The 19,927-nt window shown below is 67.7% G+C and carries 22 protein-coding genes; 13 read left to right on the top strand and 9 right to left on the bottom strand.

The window, feature by feature from the left end; genetic code table 11:
- Nucleotide 1: 1 nt before the first annotated feature.
- Genes C1A30_RS07065 through nthB form a run of 3 tightly spaced genes read right to left on the bottom strand, consistent with a single transcriptional unit; the run spans nucleotide 2 to nucleotide 1,505 of the window.
- The gene (locus tag C1A30_RS07065) at nucleotides 2-289 is read right to left on the bottom strand and encodes a nitrile hydratase accessory protein (RefSeq protein WP_101947452.1); all 288 of its coding nucleotides are present in this window, start codon (nucleotides 287-289) and stop codon (nucleotides 2-4) included.
- Nucleotides 286-879, bottom strand: a complete 594-nt coding sequence (gene nthA / locus C1A30_RS07060; protein WP_101947451.1) for a nitrile hydratase subunit alpha — start codon at nucleotides 877-879, stop codon at nucleotides 286-288. Before nthA ends, C1A30_RS07065 begins: the two co-directional genes overlap by 4 nt.
- Complete coding sequence (gene nthB / locus C1A30_RS07055) at nucleotides 876-1,505, bottom strand: nitrile hydratase subunit beta (protein ID WP_101947450.1); 630 nt, start codon at nucleotides 1,503-1,505, stop codon at nucleotides 876-878. The genes nthA and nthB overlap by 4 nt, the downstream gene beginning before the upstream one ends.
- A 75-nt stretch (nucleotides 1,506-1,580) precedes the next feature.
- Here nthB and C1A30_RS07050 point away from each other — a divergent pair, with 75 nt between their 5' ends.
- Nucleotides 1,581-2,597: a hypothetical protein gene (locus tag C1A30_RS07050; RefSeq protein WP_235009675.1), complete on the top strand. Its 1,017-nt coding sequence runs from the start codon at nucleotides 1,581-1,583 to the stop codon at nucleotides 2,595-2,597.
- Nucleotides 2,598-2,603: 6 nt separating this feature from the next.
- Here C1A30_RS07050 and C1A30_RS07045 read toward each other — a convergent pair whose 3' ends face one another.
- The gene (locus C1A30_RS07045) at nucleotides 2,604-3,281 is read right to left on the bottom strand and encodes a hypothetical protein (RefSeq protein WP_235009674.1); all 678 of its coding nucleotides are present in this window, start codon (nucleotides 3,279-3,281) and stop codon (nucleotides 2,604-2,606) included.
- Nucleotides 3,282-3,394: 113 nt separating this feature from the next.
- Between C1A30_RS07045 and C1A30_RS07040 the strand changes: the two genes are divergently transcribed.
- The 3 genes from C1A30_RS07040 to holA are packed head-to-tail and all read left to right on the top strand — an operon-like array spanning nucleotide 3,395 to nucleotide 6,732.
- Nucleotides 3,395-4,225: a ComEA family DNA-binding protein gene (locus C1A30_RS07040; protein ID WP_101947449.1), complete on the top strand. Its 831-nt coding sequence runs from the start codon at nucleotides 3,395-3,397 to the stop codon at nucleotides 4,223-4,225.
- Nucleotides 4,222-5,757, top strand: coding sequence for a ComEC/Rec2 family competence protein (locus tag C1A30_RS07035; RefSeq protein WP_200828180.1), 1,536 nt, complete (start codon nucleotides 4,222-4,224; stop codon nucleotides 5,755-5,757). The genes C1A30_RS07040 and C1A30_RS07035 overlap by 4 nt, the downstream gene beginning before the upstream one ends.
- Nucleotides 5,758-5,790: 33 nt before the next feature.
- On the top strand, nucleotides 5,791-6,732 hold the full coding sequence (gene holA, locus C1A30_RS07030; protein ID WP_200828207.1) for a DNA polymerase III subunit delta: 942 nt from the start codon (nucleotides 5,791-5,793) through the stop codon (nucleotides 6,730-6,732).
- A 12-nt stretch (nucleotides 6,733-6,744) separates the two neighbouring features.
- On the opposite strand, the gene rpsT is transcribed toward holA, so the two are convergent.
- The gene (rpsT, locus tag C1A30_RS07025) at nucleotides 6,745-7,005 is read right to left on the bottom strand and encodes a 30S ribosomal protein S20 (RefSeq protein WP_101947447.1); all 261 of its coding nucleotides are present in this window, start codon (nucleotides 7,003-7,005) and stop codon (nucleotides 6,745-6,747) included.
- A gap of 239 nt (nucleotides 7,006-7,244) precedes the next feature.
- Here rpsT and C1A30_RS07020 point away from each other — a divergent pair, with 239 nt between their 5' ends.
- The 3 genes from C1A30_RS07020 to C1A30_RS07010 are packed head-to-tail and all read left to right on the top strand — an operon-like array spanning nucleotide 7,245 to nucleotide 10,628.
- A complete protein-coding gene (locus tag C1A30_RS07020; RefSeq protein WP_235009715.1) occupies nucleotides 7,245-8,798 on the top strand; it encodes a circularly permuted type 2 ATP-grasp protein in 1,554 nt (517 codons plus the stop codon).
- 13 nt (nucleotides 8,799-8,811) lie between these two features.
- Complete coding sequence (locus C1A30_RS07015; RefSeq protein WP_101947445.1) at nucleotides 8,812-9,789, top strand: alpha-E domain-containing protein; 978 nt, start codon at nucleotides 8,812-8,814, stop codon at nucleotides 9,787-9,789.
- Nucleotides 9,789-10,628: a transglutaminase family protein gene (locus C1A30_RS07010; RefSeq protein ID WP_101947444.1), complete on the top strand. Its 840-nt coding sequence runs from the start codon at nucleotides 9,789-9,791 to the stop codon at nucleotides 10,626-10,628. The genes C1A30_RS07015 and C1A30_RS07010 overlap by 1 nt, the downstream gene beginning before the upstream one ends.
- Nucleotides 10,629-10,647: 19 nt before the next feature.
- Here the strand turns inward: C1A30_RS07010 and C1A30_RS07005 are convergent, their stop codons facing one another.
- On the bottom strand, nucleotides 10,648-11,121 hold the full coding sequence (locus C1A30_RS07005) for a MarR family winged helix-turn-helix transcriptional regulator (protein WP_101947443.1): 474 nt from the start codon (nucleotides 11,119-11,121) through the stop codon (nucleotides 10,648-10,650).
- Nucleotides 11,122-11,210: 89 nt separating this feature from the next.
- Between C1A30_RS07005 and C1A30_RS07000 the strand changes: the two genes are divergently transcribed.
- Together C1A30_RS07000 and C1A30_RS06995 are read left to right on the top strand one after the other, a co-directional pair.
- The gene (locus tag C1A30_RS07000) at nucleotides 11,211-11,921 is read left to right on the top strand and encodes a hypothetical protein (RefSeq protein ID WP_200828179.1); all 711 of its coding nucleotides are present in this window, start codon (nucleotides 11,211-11,213) and stop codon (nucleotides 11,919-11,921) included.
- Nucleotides 11,918-12,778: a TIGR03560 family F420-dependent LLM class oxidoreductase gene (locus C1A30_RS06995; RefSeq protein ID WP_101947442.1), complete on the top strand. Its 861-nt coding sequence runs from the start codon at nucleotides 11,918-11,920 to the stop codon at nucleotides 12,776-12,778. Before C1A30_RS07000 ends, C1A30_RS06995 begins: the two co-directional genes overlap by 4 nt.
- Here the strand turns inward: C1A30_RS06995 and C1A30_RS06990 are convergent.
- Nucleotides 12,745-13,605 (bottom strand): ribonuclease Z, encoded by an 861-nt coding sequence (locus tag C1A30_RS06990; protein ID WP_101947441.1) that lies wholly within the window; start codon nucleotides 13,603-13,605, stop codon nucleotides 12,745-12,747. The two genes, C1A30_RS06995 and C1A30_RS06990, sit on opposite strands and share 34 nt — an antisense overlap.
- Nucleotides 13,606-13,781: 176 nt before the next feature.
- Between C1A30_RS06990 and C1A30_RS06985 the strand changes: the two genes are divergently transcribed.
- Genes C1A30_RS06985 through C1A30_RS06970 form a run of 4 tightly spaced genes read left to right on the top strand, consistent with a single transcriptional unit; the run spans nucleotide 13,782 to nucleotide 17,770 of the window.
- The gene (locus C1A30_RS06985; RefSeq protein WP_101947440.1) at nucleotides 13,782-14,945 is read left to right on the top strand and encodes an aromatic ring-hydroxylating dioxygenase subunit alpha; all 1,164 of its coding nucleotides are present in this window, start codon (nucleotides 13,782-13,784) and stop codon (nucleotides 14,943-14,945) included.
- Between the two features lie 2 nt (nucleotides 14,946-14,947).
- On the top strand, nucleotides 14,948-16,312 hold the full coding sequence (glnT, locus tag C1A30_RS06980; protein ID WP_101947703.1) for a type III glutamate--ammonia ligase: 1,365 nt from the start codon (nucleotides 14,948-14,950) through the stop codon (nucleotides 16,310-16,312).
- 2 nt (nucleotides 16,313-16,314) lie between these two features.
- A complete protein-coding gene (locus tag C1A30_RS06975) occupies nucleotides 16,315-17,058 on the top strand; it encodes a creatininase family protein (RefSeq protein WP_101947439.1) in 744 nt (247 codons plus the stop codon).
- Nucleotides 17,051-17,770, top strand: coding sequence for a TetR/AcrR family transcriptional regulator (locus C1A30_RS06970; protein WP_235009673.1), 720 nt, complete (start codon nucleotides 17,051-17,053; stop codon nucleotides 17,768-17,770). Before C1A30_RS06975 ends, C1A30_RS06970 begins: the two co-directional genes overlap by 8 nt.
- On the opposite strand, the gene C1A30_RS06965 is transcribed toward C1A30_RS06970, so the two are convergent.
- Nucleotides 17,771-18,793 carry an aldo/keto reductase gene (locus C1A30_RS06965; RefSeq protein ID WP_101947437.1) on the bottom strand — a complete coding sequence of 341 codons (1,023 nt, stop codon included), beginning with the start codon at nucleotides 18,791-18,793 and terminating at the stop codon, nucleotides 17,771-17,773. It abuts the gene before it with no gap.
- Nucleotides 18,794-18,809: 16 nt separating this feature from the next.
- Nucleotides 18,810-19,922, bottom strand: coding sequence for an FAD-dependent monooxygenase (locus tag C1A30_RS06960; protein WP_101947436.1), 1,113 nt, complete (start codon nucleotides 19,920-19,922; stop codon nucleotides 18,810-18,812).
- Nucleotides 19,923-19,927 lie beyond the last annotated feature (5 nt).

Below are 19,927 nucleotides of genomic sequence, written 5' to 3'. Positions count from 1 at the left end.
CCTAGAGCGGTGCGCGCTCCGTCGGGGTGGCGGCGTCGAGTGCGGCGGGGGTTGTCAGCTCCAGCTCGACCACCATGGATTCCAGTGCGGCCCCCCAGCTTTCGTAATAGGGGCGGTCCGGTTCGGCGGCGATCTCGGCCATCAGCCGTCGGCGAAATTCGTCCCACGGCACCCCGAGCTTGTCCACCAACGCCACCGCTATCGCCAAAGCGCGTGCCTGCCAAGGCGCTTCGAAGACCAGCTCGCCGTTGTCCCGGGGCAACGACGCGTCGTGTAGCCCGTCGGTCACAGCCGCTGCACACCGATCATCGAGTCGCGGGTGACGAGCCCGGCGAGTTGTTCTTCGGACATGTCGTCGGTGCCCGCCGGGCGCATCGGCACGACGAGGTAGCGCGCCTCGGCGCTGGAGTCCCACACCCGGATCTCGACGTCGGCGGGTATGTCCGTGCCCATCTCGGCGAGCAGCTTGCGCGGTTCGCGGACCGCGCGTGACCGGTAGGCAAACGATTTGTACCACTTCGGCGGCAATCCCAGGATCGGCCACGGGTAACACGAACACAGGGTGCACACCACGAGGTTGTGCACCTGCGGGGTGTTCTCCACGGCCACCACGAAGTTGCCTTCCGGACCCTCGAACCCGAATTCCCTGACCGCAGCGGTGCCGTCGGCGAGTAGGCGCTGCTTGTAGTCGGGATCCGACCATGCGCGGGCGACCACCTTCGCCCCGTTCATCGGGCCCAGGTTGTCCTCGAAATGCGTGATGATCTGATCGAGCTCCTCGAGGTCGAGGATGCCCTGCTCCACCAACACCGACTCGATCGCGGCCACCCGGGCCTCGACGGGAGCCATCGCAGCGGGGTGGTGGTGGTCCGCGGTCATCGGAGATCCTCCAGGTAGCGCTCGAACAGATTCACGCACATCACTTCGCCGTCGGCGCCGGCCTCGCCCCACAGTTCGCGGGACGTGAAGCGCACGGCGTAGAGCGGGTCCGCGACGTCGCCGCCGCCGTGGGCCGCGATGTCGTCGATGGCGTGCGCCCCGTCGACGCGGACGACGGTGCCCGTTCTGCCCTGTACGTAGCGCGGCGCGCGGGTGTGTCCCGGCGGATGCCACGCTCGGACGCGAACTTCGTCACCGACGGCGTAGCGCGGGGTGGTACGTGGGGTGAGGTCGTCGGGCAGCACCCCGCGATCCGGATTGGACAGCGGGAAGCGGCCGCCAGCCCGGCGGTCGACTTCGTCGGGCGTCGTGACGCCCGCCTCGACGGCCATCGTGGCGGCGCCGGTGAGCCAGCGTTCGTAATACGGCGCGGACAGATAGTGCTCGGGCGCCATCCGTTCGATCGAGTGCCGGAACCGTCCGCCGGGCACGTTCTGCGCCGCGATCCAGCCGATCATCAGCCGGAAGACACGCCGCTCCCAGTCCTCGGCGAAGTACGGCTCGGACACCACGTGCGGAACCGGGCCGAACCCGTCGAGGCCGCCCAGGTCGTGCACGCCGTCCATTCAGGAAATCCTAATGCGATTGATTCGACGAAGCTCGAACTTTGCGACAGTGGTGCCCGTGTCAAGGGAGTGCCTATGCCATTGCGCTCAACTGTCCTTGCCGGCGCCGCCGTCGTCGGCGCACTGACCGTGTCGCCGATCGCCCCGCCTGCGCAGCACCAGTCACCGCATGCCCGCGATGTGCAGCTGACCGCCGCCACCGCACCGGCGCTCGGCTCAATACCGCTGGCGTTCATCGGCAATCAGCTTCACTACTGCAGTCTCATCTGTCCGTTCGCACTCCAGGGCGCGATCACCGTGCCGCTGGGCGCGCTGGAAGCTCCTGCGGCGTTCCTGGGTTCGCTCGCGTCGACGGGTTCGCCGCTGCAGGCGATCGGCGCTGCCGCGGCGTCGGTGACCGGACCGGCGAATGCGGCCGTGACACCGTTGATCAACAACGACGTGTTCCTGGTGGTGCCGAAGGCCTTTCACGCCCTCGACGTCGCCGTCGTCGAGGGCTTCAACGTCGCCACGGCGGCGGCCGCCTCGCCGGGGCAGTTCCTTGCCGCCGTGCAGACCGCGCGCAGCAACATCCTCAACGCGCTCGTTCAGCCCGTCGGTACCCCGACGACGCCGACCGGTGCCACGAGCATGTTCCAGGTTCTTTCGGTCAGCGCCATCGACGTGACGACTGCGGTGGCGTTCCAAGCCGGTGAGTTGCTGCTCTCCGGTGCGGTGCAGATCGCGGACGCCTCGGCGCAGCACCTGGCGAAAACCGGTGATCCCGCGACCGCGCTGGCCGCAGGTGTGGCGCAGGCGCGCGAGGTGGCCGCGACCGCCGCAGCACCCGTGGTGGCGGCGGTGGACACCGCCGCGAAGAACATCGGCAATCTGCTGCACGCCTCGGTTTCCACCGCGCCGACGACGACCGCCAAGAAGAGTGATGCCAAAGCGCCGGACACGACGACGTCGCCGGTAGCGGCCAAGAAGTCGTCCAGTAGCGCTATAAAGGCCGAGAGCACGGCGTCAGCGAAGAAGCCGACGTCTCATGCCAGGACCGGCACCGACCACTCGGCCAGCCACCGGCAGTCGCACAGTCGGGGTCACCACTAACGGTCATCACTCTTCCTCGCACTGGCGGTCAATTCCGGTGGTGGACAACGGCTCATCGGTGGATTCCCCCGACAACGCGACGCCGAGCGCGAGGAAGAAGACGACGAACAGCGGACCGCCCAAATAGAGGTTCATCGAGCCGCCGGGTGAGATGAAACTGGCTGGCGGGCCGATGATCGTGATCGTTTCGATCAGCTGCTCGACAGCGAACACCGCGGCCAGGATGCCGAGCCAGCGCGGGAAGCGATCTTCGTTGGCGGCCAACAGGATTGGTACCGCAACCATGATGTCGGCGACGGTGAGCATCGGCCCGAACATCGCGACGACGTCGGCGATGGTGCGTGCTGTCGCGGAGCCGAGTTGGGCCGGATGCAGCGCCAAACCCGCCGTGAACCACATCCCGATGAGCACCTGGACCAACACGACCGCGGAGCCTATGGTGAACACATACGCCTGCGGCCCGGTGAGCTTGTCCCGGGCGTAGCCGAGCACCACGACCAAAGCCAGGCTGCCGAAGGCCACCAGCAGGGCCTGCATCCGCAGCGCACCGGAATTCGCGGTGACGAACGCGACGATGTCGTAGCCGGGCTGGTCGATCCCCGGCAGCGCCGGAACCACGAACAGCGCGGCGGCGAACAGGACCGCAAACGCGATACCAGCGATCATCGGGACGCGACGATCCATGGCAAATCACTGTAGACAACACAGTTATCCACACCCGGGATTTCATCCACAGGGCGCGTTGCCATCGGTTGGGTGCGGGCGGGCGTGTCCGCCGACGCGCCTACTTTGACGGCATGCGAACCGAATTGCCCGTCGAGCGGCTTGCGCGCCGGCTCGGCGGTGAAACCGAATCACCCGCCGACGGCGACGCAGAGCCGGACACGTCGCTGTCCCGATGGCTGCCCGATACCGCAAAACCCCATGGCGGGCCGGGCTGGATCGCCACCGTGCGGGCCGACCCCGGCCGCGCAGGTGTCATCGCGCTGGCCGCCGTCGGTGTCATCGCTGTGCTGGTGACCGTCTTCGCTGTGGTGCGCGATAGGACACCGGCGGTGGCGTCGGCGAAATTGCCTCCGGTGGAAATGGTTTCGTCGGCCAAGCCGACGCCGGGGGCGGCCCCGTCTGACGCTTCCGGACCCGTGATCGTCAGCGTGGTGGGTCTTGTGCACAAGCCGGGGCTCGTCACGTTGGCGCCCGGCGCCCGCATCGCCGACGCGCTCACGGCGGCGGGTGGGGCGTTGGACGGCGCCGATCTGATCGGGCTCAACATGGCCCGGCGCGTGACCGACGGGGAACAGGTCATCGTCGGGATCACCGGGCCGCCCGGTCAGCCGGCGCAGATGGGAAGTTCGATCAGCTCAGGACCCGTGCCCGCCGCTCCGACGGACGCCCCAGATGCCCCACCGACCACCGGAAACGATTCGGGCTCAACCGGTTTGGTCGATCTGAACACCGCGACGGTGGAGCAACTCGACGCGCTACCGGGCGTCGGTCCCGTGACAGCCGCCGCGATCATCGCCTGGCGTGACGCCAACGGGCGGTTCACCAGCATCGACCAACTCGGCGATGTGGACGGTATCGGACCTGCGCGGCTGGAGAAGCTGCGCGCCCATGTCCGTGTGTGACGTCGCCGGACGCCGACGCCGCGCGGCTGGACCTGCGGCTGGTTCCCGCGGCGCTCACCGGCTGGGCGGTCACCGCTGCCGGGATCCTCTGGGGCGGCCGCGCTGCACTCGTTGTGGTGGCCGTCGCGGTGGCCGCGACGGTCGTGGCGGGGCGGTGGGGTAGTGGGCGCCGCACAGCGCAGGTCCGCAGTGGAATCGCGGCCGGAACGGTCGCCGTTGCCGTCGTCGGCGCGGGCTTCGCTATTGCGATCGGCATGCGGGTCAACGAACTTCACCACCATCCGATCACCGAGCGGTACGGCACGGTCGCCGCCGTCGTCGTGACGCCCAGCGAAACACCTCGCTCACTCGGCGGCGCGCGGATGATGTTCCGTGGATCGCTGCGACGGGTCGGAGCCGTCGAAATGCCCGGCAGGGTCGTGGTTTTCGCCAGCACCTCAGATTTCGCCGAACTGACCGCCGGGCGGCCTGCGAGTTTTCGGGCCCGCATCGGCAGGCCGACTCGGCGCGACCTGTCGGTGGCGGTGCTGTCGTCGACCGGTGAACCGCGACTGGGCGAGGCCGCGCCGATTGACAGGGTCGCGGACGGGATCCGCGCCGGGTTCGCCGACGCCGCGCGCCTCGTGTTGCCCGCGGATCAGGCGGCGATGCTGCCGGCATTGGTGCTGGGCGACACGTCGACGCTCAGCGCGCAGACCACCGCGGAGTTCCGGGCGTCGGGGCTGACGCACCTGACCGCCGTGTCCGGGGCGAACGTGACCATCGTCTGCGGTGCGGTGTTGATGACCGCCGCGGTGTTCGGGCCCAGGCTCGCGGTCGCGCTGGCCGCGCTGGCCTTGGTCGCGTTCGTGATCGTCGTGCAGCCGTCGGCCAGCGTGCTGCGGGCCGCGGTGATGGGCGCGATCACGCTATTGGCGGTGGTGTCGCACCGGCGCAGGCAGGCCATTCCTGTGCTGTCGGCCAGTGTGCTGATGCTGATGATTGCCGCGCCCGAGTTGGCCGTCGACGTCGGATTCGCGTTGTCGGTGTCGGCGACGGCGGCGCTGGTCGTCATCGCACCGACGTGGTCGCGGCGCCTGGTCGCGCGGGGCTGGCCGAAGCCGCTGGCCGACGCGGTCAGCGTGGCCGTCGCCGCTCAGCTTGTCACCGCGCCGCTGGTGGCGGGCATGTCGGGCACATTCAGCGTGGTGTCGGTGGCCGCCAACCTGGCTGTCGCCGCGGTGATCCCACCGATCACGGTCGTCGGCACGGCCGCCGCGGCACTGTGTCCGCTGTGGCCGGCCGGGGCGCAACTACTGATCCGGTTCACTGGCCCGCAGCTGTGGTGGCTGCTGCGGGTCGCGCACTGGGCGTCTGGCGTTCCTGGCGCGGCGGTCGATGTGCCGTCGGGGCTGCCTGGGGTGCTGTGCGTCGCCGCCGCCGGTGTCGCGGCGGTGGTGCTGTGGCGGTGGCGATGGATGCGCGTCGGCGCGGGGCTGGCCGCGGTGTGCGTGTTGGCGTGGACGGTGTCGGGCGCTGTCGGCCGGACATGACACGATTGCGAGGTGAGCGAACCGGTCGCGGGCCTGCATCTGGTGTTGGGTGAGGAAGAGCTTCTCGTCGAGCGGGCGGTCACCGCCGTGCTGCGGCAGGCACGCAAGCAGGCGGGGACCGAGGACGTCCCGGTGGATCGGCTGCGGGCGGGCGAGGGCAGCACCAGCGAGCTGGCCGAACTGCTCAGCCCGTCGCTGTTCGCCGACGAGCGGGTCGTCGTCCTCGAGTCGGCTGCCGAGGCGGGTAAGGAGGCGGTCGCGCTGATCGCAGGCACCGCTTCTGACCTGCCGCCAGGCACCATGCTGGTCGTCGTGCATTCCGGTGGCGGGCGTGCGAAAGCGCTGGCGGATCAGCTGAAAAAGCTTGGCGCTCAAGTACATCCATGCGACAAGATCAAGTGGCCGAACGAGCGCGTCGACTTCGTGCGAAACGAGTTCCGTGCGCTGAGGGTCAAGGTCAGCGACGACACCGTCACCGCTCTCGTCGACGCCGTCGGCTCCGATATCCGCGAATTAGCTTCCGCCTGTTCGCAATTGGTCGCCGACACCGCCGGCCAGATCGACGCGGCCGCGGTGCGTCGCTACCACTCGCGGAAGGCGGAGGTGAAGGGCTGGGACATCGCCGACAAGGCCGTCGTCGGCGACGTCGCCGGTGCGGCCGAAGCGCTGCGCTGGGCGATGATGAGCGGTGAACCGCAGGTGGTGCTCGCCGACGCACTGGCCGAGGCGGTGCACACCATCGCCAAGGTGGCGCCGCTGTCCGGCGACCCGTACCGGCTGGCCTCCGAGCTGGGCATGCCGCCGAAGCGGGTGCAGAAGGTGCAGAGGCAGGCGCGACGGTGGTCGCGCAGTTCGATCGCCGAGGCCATGCAGTTGGTCGCGGCGTTGAACGCCGACGTCAAGGGCGCGGCGGCGGACGCCGACTACGCGCTGGAGGCGGCGGTCAGGAAGGTCGCCGAGTTGGCCGCCGACTAGCGGCGGACCAAATCAGATCTTGTTGAGCGCGCGGGCCAGCGCCGACTTGCGGTTGGCCGCCTGGTTCTTGTGGATGACGCCCTTGCTGGCGGCCTTGTCCAGCTTGCGGCTGGTCGCCACCAGCAACTCGCCGGCCTTCTCCTTGTCGCCCGCCTCGATGGCCTCGCGGAAACCCCGGACCGCCGTGTGAAGCGACGACTTCACCGACTTGTTGCGCAGTCTGCGGCGCTCGTTGGTGCGATTGCGCTTTTCCTGCGACTTGATGTTGGCCACGCGGTAATTCCTTCGAAATCTAGGTTGGGTTACTCAAAGTCCGGTTCGCGCCGCGCCTGACGGCGGGCAGCGACTGTTCAGGGTACCAGCGCGCCCCCGAATCTCCCAAAGCGGAGCCGTCTGGCCTGCCGAAACGGCTCACTTGGTGCAGCATGTGATGGGTGAGCCTTCGCACCGTCCCAACCGAGACCGCACGGACATCGCGTGGCAACGGGCGGACGCCCAGAAGGTACGACGGCATCTTCGACGGCTACAAGAAGGCTGGCCGCTACTCGCAGGCCTTCGACGAGATGTTCGACGCCGACGGCAACGTGCGCGGCCCGTACAAGGGCATCTTCGCCGAGCTTGCTCCATCGGACGCCTCCGAACTGGCCGCCCGCGCCGAGGCGCTCGGCCGCGCATTCATCGACCAGGGCATCACCTTCTCGCTGTCCGGCCAGGAGCGCCCCTTCCCGCTGGACCTGGTCCCTCGGGTGATCTCGGCGGCCGAGTGGACACGCCTCGAGCGGGGCATCACGCAGCGGGTCAAGGCCCTGGAGCACTACCTCGACGACATCTACGGCGAACAGGAGATCCTGCGCGACGGCGTCATCCCGCGCCGGTTGGTCACCTCCTGCGAGCACTTCCACCGCGAGGCCGCCGGCATCGTGCCGCCCAACGGTGTGCGCATCCACGTCGCGGGCATCGACCTGATCCGCGACGCCAAGGGCGACTTCCGCGTGCTCGAGGACAATCTGCGCTCACCGTCCGGAGTGTCCTATGTGATGGAGAACCGGCGCACGATGGCGCGGGTATTCCCGAACCTGTTCGCCACGCACCGGGTCCGCGCGGTCGGCGACTATTCGTCGCACCTGCTGCGTGCGCTGCGTAACGCCGCGGCCAACAACGTCGCCGATCCGACCGTGGTGGTGCTGACCCCGGGCGTCTACAACTCGGCGTATTTCGAGCACTCGCTACTGGCCCGCCAGATGGGCGTCGAACTGGTCGAAGGACGCGACCTGTTCTGCCGCGACAACTCCGTCTACATGCGCACCACCGAAGGCGAGCGGCAAGTCGACGTCATCTACCGCCGCATCGACGACGCGTTCCTCGACCCGATGCAGTTCCGGCCCGACTCGGTGCTCGGGGTCGCAGGCCTGCTCAACGCCGCACGCGCGGGCAACGTGGTGATCTCCAGCGCGGTCGGTAATGGCGTCGGCGACGACAAGCTGGTCTACACCTACGTGCCGACGATCATCGAGTACTACCTGGGCGAGAAGCCGCTGCTGGCCAACGTCGACACCTACCGCTGCTGGCTCGACGACGAACGCGCCGAAGTGCTCGACCGCGTCGCCGAACTGGTCATCAAACCGGTGGAGGGTTCCGGTGGCTACGGCATCGTGTTCGGGCCCGACGCGTCACCCAAGGAGCTGGCCGCGATCAGCAAGAAGATCCGCAGCGATCCGCGCGGCTGGATCGCCCAGCCCGTCATGCAGCTCTCCACGGTGCCCACCCAGATCGGCGACAAACTGGCACCCCGCCACGTCGATCTGCGGCCGTTCGCCGTCAACGACGGCGAACACGTGTGGGTGCTGCCCGGCGGGCTGACCCGGGTCGCGTTGCCGGAGGGGTCCCTGGTGGTGAACTCCAGTCAGGGCGGCGGCTCCAAGGACACCTGGGTGCTGGCGTCGCGGGCGTCGGTCGCCGACCGTGAACTCGCCGCGGCCGAGGTGGTGCGGTCACTGCCGAAGGCGAAGGCCAACTCGAAGTCGGACAACGCCGACGGCCAGTCACAAGACCAACAGCAGCAGTAGGGGGCGATTTTCGATGTTGGCGCGCAACGCTGAATCGCTGTACTGGATCGGCCGCTACGTCGAGCGGGCCGACGACACCGCCCGCATTCTCGACGTCACGGTGCACCAGTTGCTCGAGGATTCCAGCGTCGACCCGGACCAGGCGTCGCGCACACTGCTGCGGGTGCTCGGCATCGAGGCGCCCCAGCAGCAGTTGGACGTCTGGTCGTTGACCGACCTGGTGGCGTTCAGCCGCGACACCGCGGGCGGCTGCTCGATCGTCGAGTCGATCTCCGCAGCGCGGGAAAACGCCCGCGGCGCACGCGAAGTCACGTCCACCGAGATCTGGGAGTGCCTGAACACCACCTACAACGCGCTGGCCGAACGTGAGCGCGCGGCCAAACGTCTTGGCCCGCACGAGTTCCTGTCCTACGTCGAGGGTCGCGCCGCCATGTTCGCCGGCCTCGCGGACTCGACGTTGAGCCGCGACGACGGCTATCGGTTCATGGTGCTTGGCCGCGCCATCGAACGAGTGGACATGATGGTGCGGCTGCTGTTGTCGCGTGTCGGTGACAGCGCAGCATCGCCCGCCTGGGTCACGCTGCTGCGGTCGGCGGGCGCGCACGACACCTACCTGCGCACCTACCGCGGCGTGATGGACGCGGGTCGCGTCGTCGAATTCGTGCTTCTGGACCGGCTTTTCCCGCGCTCGATCTTCTACTCGCTGCGACTGGCCGAACACAGCCTCGACGAACTGCTCAACCGCCCGCACAGCCGGCTGGGCGCCACCGCAGAGGCGCAACGATTGCTCGGCCGCGCGCGCAGTGAACTGGAGTTCCTGCAGCCGGGTGCGCTGCTCGACTCGCTGGAGAAGCGGCTGGCCGGTCTGCAGAAGACCTGCCGCGACGTCGGAGAGGCGTTGGCGGTGCAGTACTTCCACTCGGCGCCCTGGGTGGCGTGGCATGACGCGGGGCACAACGGCACGCTGGTCATCGAGGAAGGTGAAGTCTGATGTGGCGGCTGCGGGTGGTGCATTCGACGGGATATGCCTACAAGTCGCCGGTGACCGCGTCGTTCAACGAGGCGCGGCTGACACCGCGGTCTGACACCAGGCAGAACGTCATCCTCAACCGCGTCGAAACCGTCCCTGCCACAAGGTCATACCGGTATGTCGACTACTGGGGCACCGCGGTCACCGCGTTCGACCTGCACGCCCCGCACACCGAATTGGAGGTGACGTCGAGTTCGGTGGTCGAGACCGATCGCGGCGACATGCCCGCCGACAAGGTGAATTGGGACGACCTGCACACCGAAGCGGTGATCGACCGGTTCGACGAGGTGCTCAGCCCCACGCACTACACGCCCGACAGCAAGCGGATCAGGCGGGTGGGGGAGCGCATCGCCAAGTACCACGATCCGCAGGAGGCTGTCATCGCCGCAGCCAACTGGGTCCACAGCGAACTGCGGTACGTCAAGGGCACCACCGGGGTGCACTCGTCGGGACTGGACGCGCTGCGCGAAGGCAAGGGCGTGTGTCAGGACTTCGCGCATCTGACGCTGATTCTGTTGCGCGGCATGGGAATTCCGGCCCGCTATGTGTCGGGCTATCTCCATCCCAAGCGCAAGGCGGTGATCGGCGACACCATCGACGGGCAGAGCCACGCCTGGGTGCAGGCGTGGACCGGCGGCTGGTGGAACTACGACCCCACCAACGACAGCGAGATCAACGAGCAGTACGTCAGCGTTGGCGTGGGTCGCGACTATTCCGACGTCACCCCGCTGAAAGGTATCTACTCGGGCGAGGGTTCGACCGACCTCGACGTGGTTGTGGAGATCACGCGCCTGGCCTAATTCGCGCCAGGGATGTGGCCTAGCGGCCCAACGTGCGGTAGCCCGGGTGGACATGCGGCGTCAGGCCCTGCGCTTCGGCGACGATCGACAACAGCTCCCGCAACGTGTCGCGCTGGGCGCCGTCGAGCCCGGCGGTCATCATCCGCTCGTGCTGACGGCCCAACTCAGCGATCTTCGTCAACACCTTCTTGCCCGCCGCGGTCAGATACAGCGCGTGCAGGCGACGGTCGTCGGGGTTGCGTCGCCGCTCGAGGTAACCGCGGTCCTCCAACTCGTCGACATAGGCGACAACGCGGCTCGGTAACAGGCCCAGCTGCGCGCTGAGCGCCTGCTGACTGCGGCCGGGCTCGGATGCGATCGCCCGCAGGATGCCCGCATGCGGCGGCGTCAGCTCGATCGACGCGATCAACTCGGCGAACACCGACGCCGACCGGTGGCCCAGCTGCGACAAGAGGAACGCCACCGTGTCACCGCCGGGGGAAGATGCTGGCACGACGTTGATCGTATCAGCAGTGAACGATTTATCAGTCGAATTGATGACAGCCCTTGTCTGGCTTCAAGATCAGGCATACCGTTCAAGTTATGAACGATTCAACTGCGAATACGAATGCGCGGTCGACGCAGGCGGGCCCGCCGCTCGCCCCGCTCGCGGCGATCTCGCTCGGCTTGCTGCTGGCAGGGCTGGTCGTCGGCGTCGTGCTCGCCGGCGGCATGATGCCGCTGCCCTACGGATCGGCCACGGAGATCCAGGACTACGTCACGGCCAACCACGCCGCGGCGGTCGTGATCGCCGTCGGCACGTTCGGGTCGTCGATCCCACTGGCCATCTACGCCGCCACCGCGAGTGCGCGACTGCGCCAACTCGGCATCACCGCGCCGGGGGCGACCATCGCGTTGGCAGGCGGACTGTTGGCGTCGACCGGACTCGGGCTGTCGGGTCTGCTGGTGTGGACCATGTCACGGCCGGAGGTCACCTCCGACGTCGCGTTGACGCGCGCGCTGTACTACCTGACGTATCTGACCGGCGGCCCGTGGCATGTGGTCGCACTCGGCCTGCTGATCGCGGGTATCGCAGTGCCGGGCCTGATCGTCGCCCTACTGCCGCGGGGCGTCGCGCTGACGGGTTTGGCCATCGCGGTGCTCGCCGAACTCACCACGCTGGTCCTGATCTGGGCGGGGCTGTCGCCGCTGTTGCCGATCGCCCGGTTCACCGGCCTGATCTGGCTGATCGTGGCGGGTGCGATGCTGCCATTACGCAGGCCCAACAAGCAGCAGGCGGTGGCCCGATCATGAAACTCAGTGTGAGCGTGACGAATTACTCGTGGTCCGACCGGATCGACGCCCGCCTGCGAGCGCTCGCCAACGCCCTTGACGACACCGCTGTCGACACCCTCTGGGTGCCGGACCACCTACTGCAGGCCGACCCGGCCAGCCGAATCGACGAACCGATGCTGGAGGCATACACCACGCTCGGTTACCTCGCCGCGGTCACATCGCGGATCCGCCTCGGCACCATGGTCACCGCCGCGACGTTCCGCGCGCCCGCATTGCTGATCAAGGCCGTCACCACACTCGACGTACTGTCGGCGGGTCGGGCGTGGCTGGGCCTCGGTGCGGGCTACAACGCCGACGAGGCCCGCGCGATGGGACTGTTCCTGCCCGACACCGCCGAGCGGTTCGACCGCATGGCCGAACTTCTGCGGCTGGCACGGCAGATGTGGGACGGCGACGAATCCGCTTTCCGCGGCCGGTATTCGGTGCTCGAGCATCCCGTCGGCAGCCCGCGGCCGGCGACGCGGCCGCCGGTGCTGATCGGCGGCACCGGCAGGCGCCGCACGTTGCGGTTGGGCGCCGAATACGCCGACGCGTGCAATCTGTTCGACGTGCCCGACGGTGGCGCCGCGATCCGCAACCAGCTAGACGTGCTCGACCGGCACTGCGCCGACGTCGGCAGGCGCCCTGAGCAGATCGAGCGCACGGTGACCACGGCGCTCAACGACGACCTGACCGAAAGATGCCATGCCCTCGGACACCTCGGGATACAACACGTCGTGGTGATCGCCCGCGGCCGGCCACTGACCGAAACCGACATCGACACCGTCGCGGGCGCCGCCGATCAACTGGCCGACTTGGTGCACACCCCAGGGTGAATCTCGACCCGGTGCAGGTCGTCGCCCAATTCAATCTGCCGGTCGAACTCGCTGGCCGCCAGCGCGCGCCAGTCGTCCTCCTGGCCGGGTTCGATGGCGGGCACGTAGTGGGTGAGGATCAGGATGCCAACGCCGGCGCGTGCCGCGGTGGCCGCGGCCTGTTCGACCGACGAGTGGTAATCGCAGATGTCGCGGATGCGTTGCATCGGCAGCTTCTCGATCAGGTCGTGCCGAATCACGGTGTGCACCAAGCCACCAGCGCCTGAGGCGAGCGCATCGAGACTCTCGCACGGGACGGTGTCACCGGCCAGCACCACCGACGCGCCGCCGTGTTCGACGCGGAACCCGATGGTCGGCGCGACGGGCCGGTGATCGGTGGGCGCAACCCGGATCGTCACGTCGTCGCGATCCCACACCATGCCGTCGGTGTGCTCGTGCACCTCGACGGCGGGCGGTGCCGTCAGATCCGCGTGGTGGGCGATCCGGTAGCCGATGTCGAAGCCGAATGCCTTCAACGTCGCGTCGACCACCTCGGCCGTGCCGGGCGGCCCGATGATGGGCAACGGCACCGGATTTGGATCGAAGGTCGAGATCCAGCGGGTGATCAGCAGGTCGCCGAGGTCGGCGATGTGATCGCTGTGCAGATGCGTCAATAGCAGCGCTGTCAACCCGTTCGCCCCCACGCCGGCGGCAGTCATCCGTTGCTGCACACCACGTCCGCAGTCGACCAGAAACGTTTGCCCGCCCGCCCTCACCAGCGTGGACGGCCCGGCGCGCCTGGCGTCGGGAATCGGACTTCCGGTGCCGAGCAGCGTGACCTCGATCATGCTGTCATTCCTACCGCTTTCGAGCGCGTCAGAAAGTCGAAACGTTGGTTTCAATACTGTATTGAACAACGCCCGGAAAAATCCTTGTGGGCTGCCACCGGGACTCTCAAGTAGTTTCAATAGGTCATTTACGGCTCGGAAACGGGGGCGCAACAGAGCGCCCATAGCGTCGGGCCATGACATTCGACTACTCCCGCCTGACGGCCACCTGCGCCGTGGAGTCACCCGATAAGGCGGTCACCCTGCCGCCCGAGGCCTACGTCAGCGACGAGTTGTACGCGGCCGAAGTGGACCGCATCTTCAAGCGCGGGTGGATCCCCTTGTGTCGTGTCGAGCAGGTGGCCACACCGGGCAGCTACTACAGCATCGACGTCCTTGGCGTCCCGCTGGTCGTCACCCGCGACCGGCACTCCGAGATCCGGGTCCTGTCGCGCAACTGCACGCACCGCTGGATGGAGGTGTGCAGCGGCGCCGGGGAAGCCAACGTGCTGCAGTGCCCGTACCACCTGTGGTCGTTCGGGCTGGACGGTCACCTCGCAGGTGCACCCGAGATGAAAAAGTCACCCGGTTTCGACCGAAATGACTATCCGCTCAGGAAGTTCCGCCACGAAGTGTGGAAGGGCTTCGTGATGGTGAACTTCGACGGCAAGGCGGAATCACTGGCCAGCCAGTACGCCGCGCTCGATCCGATCGTCGACCCGTACGACCTGGAGAACTACCAGACCGTCGAGCAGACCGACTGGGGAGTCTGCGACTGGGACTGGAAGATCATGGTGGACAACTTCATGGAGTGCTACCACCACATGGGCCCACACCGCGGATCTCTCGAGGAGCGGTTTCCGGCGTCGCTGAGCTTCACCGGCGAAGTCGGGGACTACTTCACCACGATGTGGTCTCAGCAGAAGCCCGAGTATCCCGCGGATCCGCCGTTCCTGTCGCCGGGCGCGGACACGTTGACCGCGCAGCACAAGGACCGGTCGCTGATCTTCATCGCCTACCCGCTGCTGCAAATCGCGATGGGCCCGGCATACATGTACTGGCTCAAGGTACTTCCGCTCGGCGCGGGCAAGATCGAACTGCAACTCGACATCTGCATGTCACCGGCCTCGCTGGCCGCCCCCGATGTAGAGGCGCGCCGCAGCGAGCTGGTCAAGTTGATCTGCGACATCCACCGTGAAGACCTCGACGTCTGCGCTGCGGTACAGCGTGCCGTGCGGGCAGGCGTCACCAGCACCGGCCGCCTCTCCCATCTCGAGCGGCCGCTGTGGGAGTTCTACCGCTACCTCGGCCGTGAACTCGGACTGCTCAATCCCACAACGACTCTCGCTACGGCAGGATGACCATGACCACCACACTGAACGGCCACAGCGCCACCACCGCCTCCGACGTCGCGCAGGAACTCGCCGCCAAGGGCGTCAAGTACGCGGCGATCAGCTTCGTCGACATGCACGGCAAACCGAAGTGCAAAATGGTGCCTCTCGGCCACCTCACCCAGGCGGCACTGGGTTCCGAGATGTTCACCGGCGCCGCGCTCGACGGCGTGCCGCAAGACGTCAACGACGACGAGGTCGCCCCGCACCCCGACCTCGCACAGCCGATCATCATGCCGTTCAACCGCGAGGTCGCCTGGTTCCCAGGCGATCTGTGGATCGGCGACCACCCGTTCGAAGCGTGCAGCAGACAGATCCTCAAACGCGTCACCGCCGATGCGGCGACGCTGGGATACACCTTCAACCTCGGCATCGAGACCGAGTTCTTCCTGCTCACCGACATCGAGAAACCCGGGCCCGCCAGCCCCGACGACAACCTCGACAAGCCGTGCTACGACCTGCGCACCATGCTGCACAACTATCCGGTGGTCGACGAGATTGTCTCCGCGATGAACGAATTGGGCTGGGACGTCTACTCATTCGACCATGAGGACGGCAACGGCCAGTTCGAGACCGACTTCACGTACACCAACGTGGTGTCCATGGCCGACCGGTTGGTGTTCTTCCGGATGATGGTCGGCGAGATCGCCCGCAAGCACGGCCTGTTCGCGTCGTGGATGCCCAAACCGTTCGCCGACCGCACCGGAAGCGGCGCGCACTACAACATGTCGCTCGCCGACGCTGAAGGCACCAATCTGTTTGCCGCCAACGATGATCCGCGTGGTTGCGGACTGTCCGCACTCGGCTACCAGTTCATTGCCGGTGTGTTGCGGCACGCCGACGCCATCTGTGCGGTCATCGCGCCGACCGTCAACAGCTACAAGCGACTGGTCAAGCAGGGCAGCATGTCGGGTCTGACCTGGGCGCCGGTGTTCGCCTGCTACGGCGACAACAACCGGACGAACATGCTGCGCATCCCGAGGGGCGGCGGCCGCGTCGAATGCCGCGCTGCCGACAGCGCCAACAATCCCTACCTGGGCGGTGCGTTGATGCTGGCGGCCGGGCTCGAAGGAATCAGGGAGGTGCTCGATCCCGGTGAGCCGAACCGGGACAACCTCTACCGGCTCACCGAACCCGACCTGGCGGCGCGTGGTATCGGCTGGCTGCCACGCTCGCTCGGCGAGGCGATCGACGCGCTCGAGGCCGATCCGCTGGTGCGCAGGGTGTTCGGTGACGCGATGTTCGACTCGTTCGTCGCAGAGAAGCGCGCCGAGTGGGACGGCTACACCGCGCACGTATCGTGGTGGGAGACGGATCGCTATCTGAGGTTCTGGTGACCATGACGCACATGTGGGAAGAGTTGACATCGGCGCAACTGGCCGCCCGTCTGGCTGCCGATCCCGAGTGTGTCGCACTGATTCCCGTCGGCGCGACCGAGCAACACGGCCCGCACCTGCCGGTCGGCACCGACACGATCGTCGCGGCCGCGCTCGCCGATGCCGCAGCGGGAGAGGTGGCGGTGGTCCTGCCGCCGCTTGCGTTCGGCGCCAGCTTCTTTCACGGCACCCGGATGCCGGGCACGGTCGGGTTCTCGGGCGAGGAGACCGCCGCGACGGCCTTCCTGGTGGCGGAGGCGTGTGTGGACTCCGGTTTCCGGCGCGTGTTGTTCGTCAACGGCCACGTCGGCAACGCGGCCCCGCTGTGGATCGCCTGCGACCGCTTCCGGCGCGAATTTCCCGACCTGCGCGTCGGCGTCATGCAGTGGTGGGATCTGACCGCCGACATCGCGCGACGGGCGACCCAGGACGCGGTGGACTGGCACGCCAACGCCGCCGAGACCTCACTGATGTTGGTGCTGCGCCCGGAACTCGTCGACACCGACGGGATGCGCGACGCCGACGATCCCGACCGCACCGAGGGCACGGTGTTCCGCTACGGCGTGCAGCATGTCTCGACCAATGGGGTGACCGGGCATCCGTCGCGGGCATCCAAGTCGATGGGCCTGGAACTGTGGCGCGACGTGGTCGACGCGGCGCGCGACGTCGTCGAGCGTGCGCACAGCGAACAGGCCCCGCTTGGCTAAACTCACCGCCATCGGAAGACCACGCAACAACGCCGCCACCGCGCCGACGACGTCACCTCGTACCGACATCGTCAACGCGGCCACCAAGCTGTTCTCCGAAAAGGGCTACGCCCAAACGACTATGAGCGATATCGCGCGCGCGTCGGGGCTGCAGCAGTCGTCGCTGTACTACTGGTTCCGCAACAAAGAGCAGCTGTTGGGCGAGGCGCTGCTGGTGAACCGGGCGCCGCTGAAGTTCATCGCCGAGGTCGGGGCGGGGTCCGGCTCGCCTGCGGTCAAGCTGTACCGGCTGCTGCGGTTCGACACCATGCAGTTGGCGTTGTCGCCGATCGACTTCAACGAAATCCAGCGCATCGCACACGATCAGCGCGCCGAATTCCACCAGTTCTGGGCGGATTACGAACGGCTGAAGAACTGGGTGGTCGACCTGATCAGCGCCGCGATCAGCGAGGGCAAGTTCATCGAATGCGACCGTGAGGAAACGGCGGGGCTGCTGCTGAACTTCGACGAAGGCGCGCAGAAGCGCACCCGTCTGCACACCGATGAGGCCGACCGCGCCGACGAGGCGATCCGGGTCGGCGAACAGGTGGCCACCATCGCCGTGCGCGGGCTATTGAAGCGGCCGAGCGAGATCGGCAGGATCAGCGCGCAGGCCGCGCAATTCGACGATGCGTCGATCGCGCTTCGGGTGGCGCGGCCGCAGCCGGACTGACTACTCCCGACCGCCCGACACGAAGCCCATGTCGGCGAACCGATTTCCCGAGACGGCCGAACCCGCAGCGTCCAACGCGGTCAGCTGTTCGGGTGTCAGTTCGACAGTCAGCGAGCCGAGGTTCTCCTCGACGCGCTCGGCCCGACGCGTGCCCGGGATCGGCACCGACGCCACGCCGAGGCTCTGCGCGCGATACCGCAGCCACGCCAGCGCGACCTGAGCCGCCGTCGCGCCCTGCTGGTCGGCGACCGAGCGCACGACGTCGACCACGGCGAGGTTGGCGTCCAACGCGTCGCCGCTGAACCGCGGCATGGTCTTACGGAAGTCGTTGGGCGACGACAGGTCGGCCGCCGAGCGCACGGTCCCGGTCAGGAAGCCGCGCCCCAGCGGCGAATACGGCACGAAGCCGACGCCGAGTTCCGCGGCCGCGGGCACGACGTTGCGTTCGACGTCGCGACTCCAGATCGACCACTCGCTCTGCACCGCGGCGATCGGATGAACCGCGGATGCGGCGCGCAGTTCGTCGGCGGTCACCTCGGACAGCCCGAGGTGGCGGACCTTGCCCGCAGCCACCAATTCGGCCATGGCGCCGACGGTTTCCTCGATCGGCACGGTTACGTCGCGGCGGTGCATGTAATAGAGGTCGACGACGTCGGTCTGCAACCGCTGCAGGCTCTCGTCGATGGCCTGGCGGACATAGGCCGCGTCGCCACGCACCCCGATCTTGCCCGCGGCGCGGTCGGCGGGGTTGCCCTGAATGCCGAACTTGGTCGCGAGCGTGACCTCGTCGCGGCGGTCGGCGAGCAGTTTGGCGATCAGCTTCTCGTTGTTGCCGCCGCCGTAGATGTTGGCGGTGTCGATGAACGTGACACCCAGATCGACCGTGCGGTTCAGCGTGGCAAGCGACTCGGTGTCGTCGACCTCGCCGTAGACGGGGGTCAGCGCCATGGCGCCGAATCCGATCGCACTGACAGTTAACTCGTCGCCCAATTCGACTGTGGGCACGGCGTTGGCACTTGTCATGGCTTCTCCCAACGACTCACGCCGAAACGGTATTCCGGCGCAGTTTCGCCGCCAACGGGAGCGTCAGGTTCCGAACCGCAATGCCCATTGCAGTCGCGGGGATGAACAGCCTCGTCGCCAAGGCGACGGCGTTCTCCTTGGCCGCCCGCTGCGGGCGGTGCCGCGCCTCATATGCGCGCAGGCCGGCGGCGACGTCGCCGGTCAGCGAGTCGGCAGCGGTGAACGCGCCGACCATCGCGAGGCTCGAGCCGTCGCCGAACAGCGACACGCAGGACGCAGCGTCACCGACGAGCCCGATCCGCCCGCGCGACCAGGTCGGCACATGCACCCGGCTGACGGAGTCGAAGTACAGGTCATCGGCGGCGACGACGCGATCGAGTAGTTCGGGCACGCGCCAGCCTGCGCCCGCGTACGCCGCGACGAGCAGACGCTTGTGCTGATCGCTGTCGCGATGGTCGAACTGGGGGATTTCCGGCGAGCGGAACATGAACGCGGCGATCGGCCGCCCCTTGGCCGGGTGGATGGCCACCGCGCGACCGGGCGTGTTGTACATGACCAACTCCGTGGCTGTTTCGCCGTCCAACGGCAGCGTGGCGACGTAAACGCCGAGATGCGTCAGGTAGTCGCTCTCCGGTCCGAACGCCAGCGCGCGCACCCCAGAATGTGCGCCGTCGGCGCCGAGCACGACGTCGAATCGCCGGGTCGGCCCGTCCGCGAATTCGGCGGTGACCCCGTCGGCGTCCTGGCCGAGTGCCGTCACGCAGTTCCCGAACTGGAACTCCACGCCGTCGGGCACGGCAGCGCGCAAGATCGCGGCCAGGGCGCCGCGGGGCAATTCGGCATCGTCGGGCGCTGCCCACGTCGCACGCATGTCGACGCGGCTGACCACCCGGCCGCGCGCGTTGATGAAGACCATGTCGCGCACGCGGGTATCGGCATCGCGGATTCGCCCCATCACGCCCATGCGTTCGGCGACATCCACCGCGGGCCCGCGCACGTCGACGGGACTGCCGCTGGACCGCGTACCGGCGGCTTGCTCCACAACCGTCACCGCAAAACCGGCCTTGGCCAGCCAGTACGCCGCCGTGGAACCCGCGATGCCGCCGCCGGAGATCAACGCTGTTCGCATAATGC

The sequence above is a fragment of the Mycobacterium sp. 3519A genome (genome assembly GCF_900240945.1).
GTDB lineage: Bacteria > Actinomycetota > Actinomycetes > Mycobacteriales > Mycobacteriaceae > Mycobacterium.
Note: the sequence above shows the minus strand (reverse complement) of the source record. Positions and strands in the feature narration are given on the sequence as shown.

Excerpts from the sequence above, each read along its gene's own strand:
- nthA (WP_101947451.1), bottom strand. The coding sequence starts at position 879 with ATGACCGCGGACCACCACCACCCCGCTGCGATGGCTCCCGTCGAGGCC.
- nthB (WP_101947450.1), bottom strand. The coding sequence starts at position 1,505 with ATGGACGGCGTGCACGACCTGGGCGGCCTCGACGGGTTCGGCCCGGTT.
- C1A30_RS07050 (WP_235009675.1), top strand. The coding sequence starts at position 1,581 with ATGCCATTGCGCTCAACTGTCCTTGCCGGCGCCGCCGTCGTCGGCGCA.
- C1A30_RS07045 (WP_235009674.1), bottom strand. The coding sequence starts at position 3,281 with ATGGATCGTCGCGTCCCGATGATCGCTGGTATCGCGTTTGCGGTCCTG.
- C1A30_RS07040 (WP_101947449.1), top strand. The coding sequence starts at position 3,395 with ATGCGAACCGAATTGCCCGTCGAGCGGCTTGCGCGCCGGCTCGGCGGT.
- C1A30_RS07015 (WP_101947445.1), top strand. The coding sequence starts at position 8,812 with ATGTTGGCGCGCAACGCTGAATCGCTGTACTGGATCGGCCGCTACGTC.
- C1A30_RS07010 (WP_101947444.1), top strand. The coding sequence starts at position 9,789 with ATGTGGCGGCTGCGGGTGGTGCATTCGACGGGATATGCCTACAAGTCG.
- C1A30_RS07000 (WP_200828179.1), top strand. The coding sequence starts at position 11,211 with ATGAACGATTCAACTGCGAATACGAATGCGCGGTCGACGCAGGCGGGC.
- C1A30_RS06995 (WP_101947442.1), top strand. The coding sequence starts at position 11,918 with ATGAAACTCAGTGTGAGCGTGACGAATTACTCGTGGTCCGACCGGATC.
- C1A30_RS06990 (WP_101947441.1), bottom strand. The coding sequence starts at position 13,605 with ATGATCGAGGTCACGCTGCTCGGCACCGGAAGTCCGATTCCCGACGCC.
- C1A30_RS06985 (WP_101947440.1), top strand. The coding sequence starts at position 13,782 with ATGACATTCGACTACTCCCGCCTGACGGCCACCTGCGCCGTGGAGTCA.
- glnT (WP_101947703.1), top strand. The coding sequence starts at position 14,948 with ATGACCACCACACTGAACGGCCACAGCGCCACCACCGCCTCCGACGTC.
- C1A30_RS06975 (WP_101947439.1), top strand. The coding sequence starts at position 16,315 with ATGACGCACATGTGGGAAGAGTTGACATCGGCGCAACTGGCCGCCCGT.
- C1A30_RS06965 (WP_101947437.1), bottom strand. The coding sequence starts at position 18,793 with ATGACAAGTGCCAACGCCGTGCCCACAGTCGAATTGGGCGACGAGTTA.
- C1A30_RS06960 (WP_101947436.1), bottom strand. The coding sequence starts at position 19,922 with ATGCGAACAGCGTTGATCTCCGGCGGCGGCATCGCGGGTTCCACGGCG.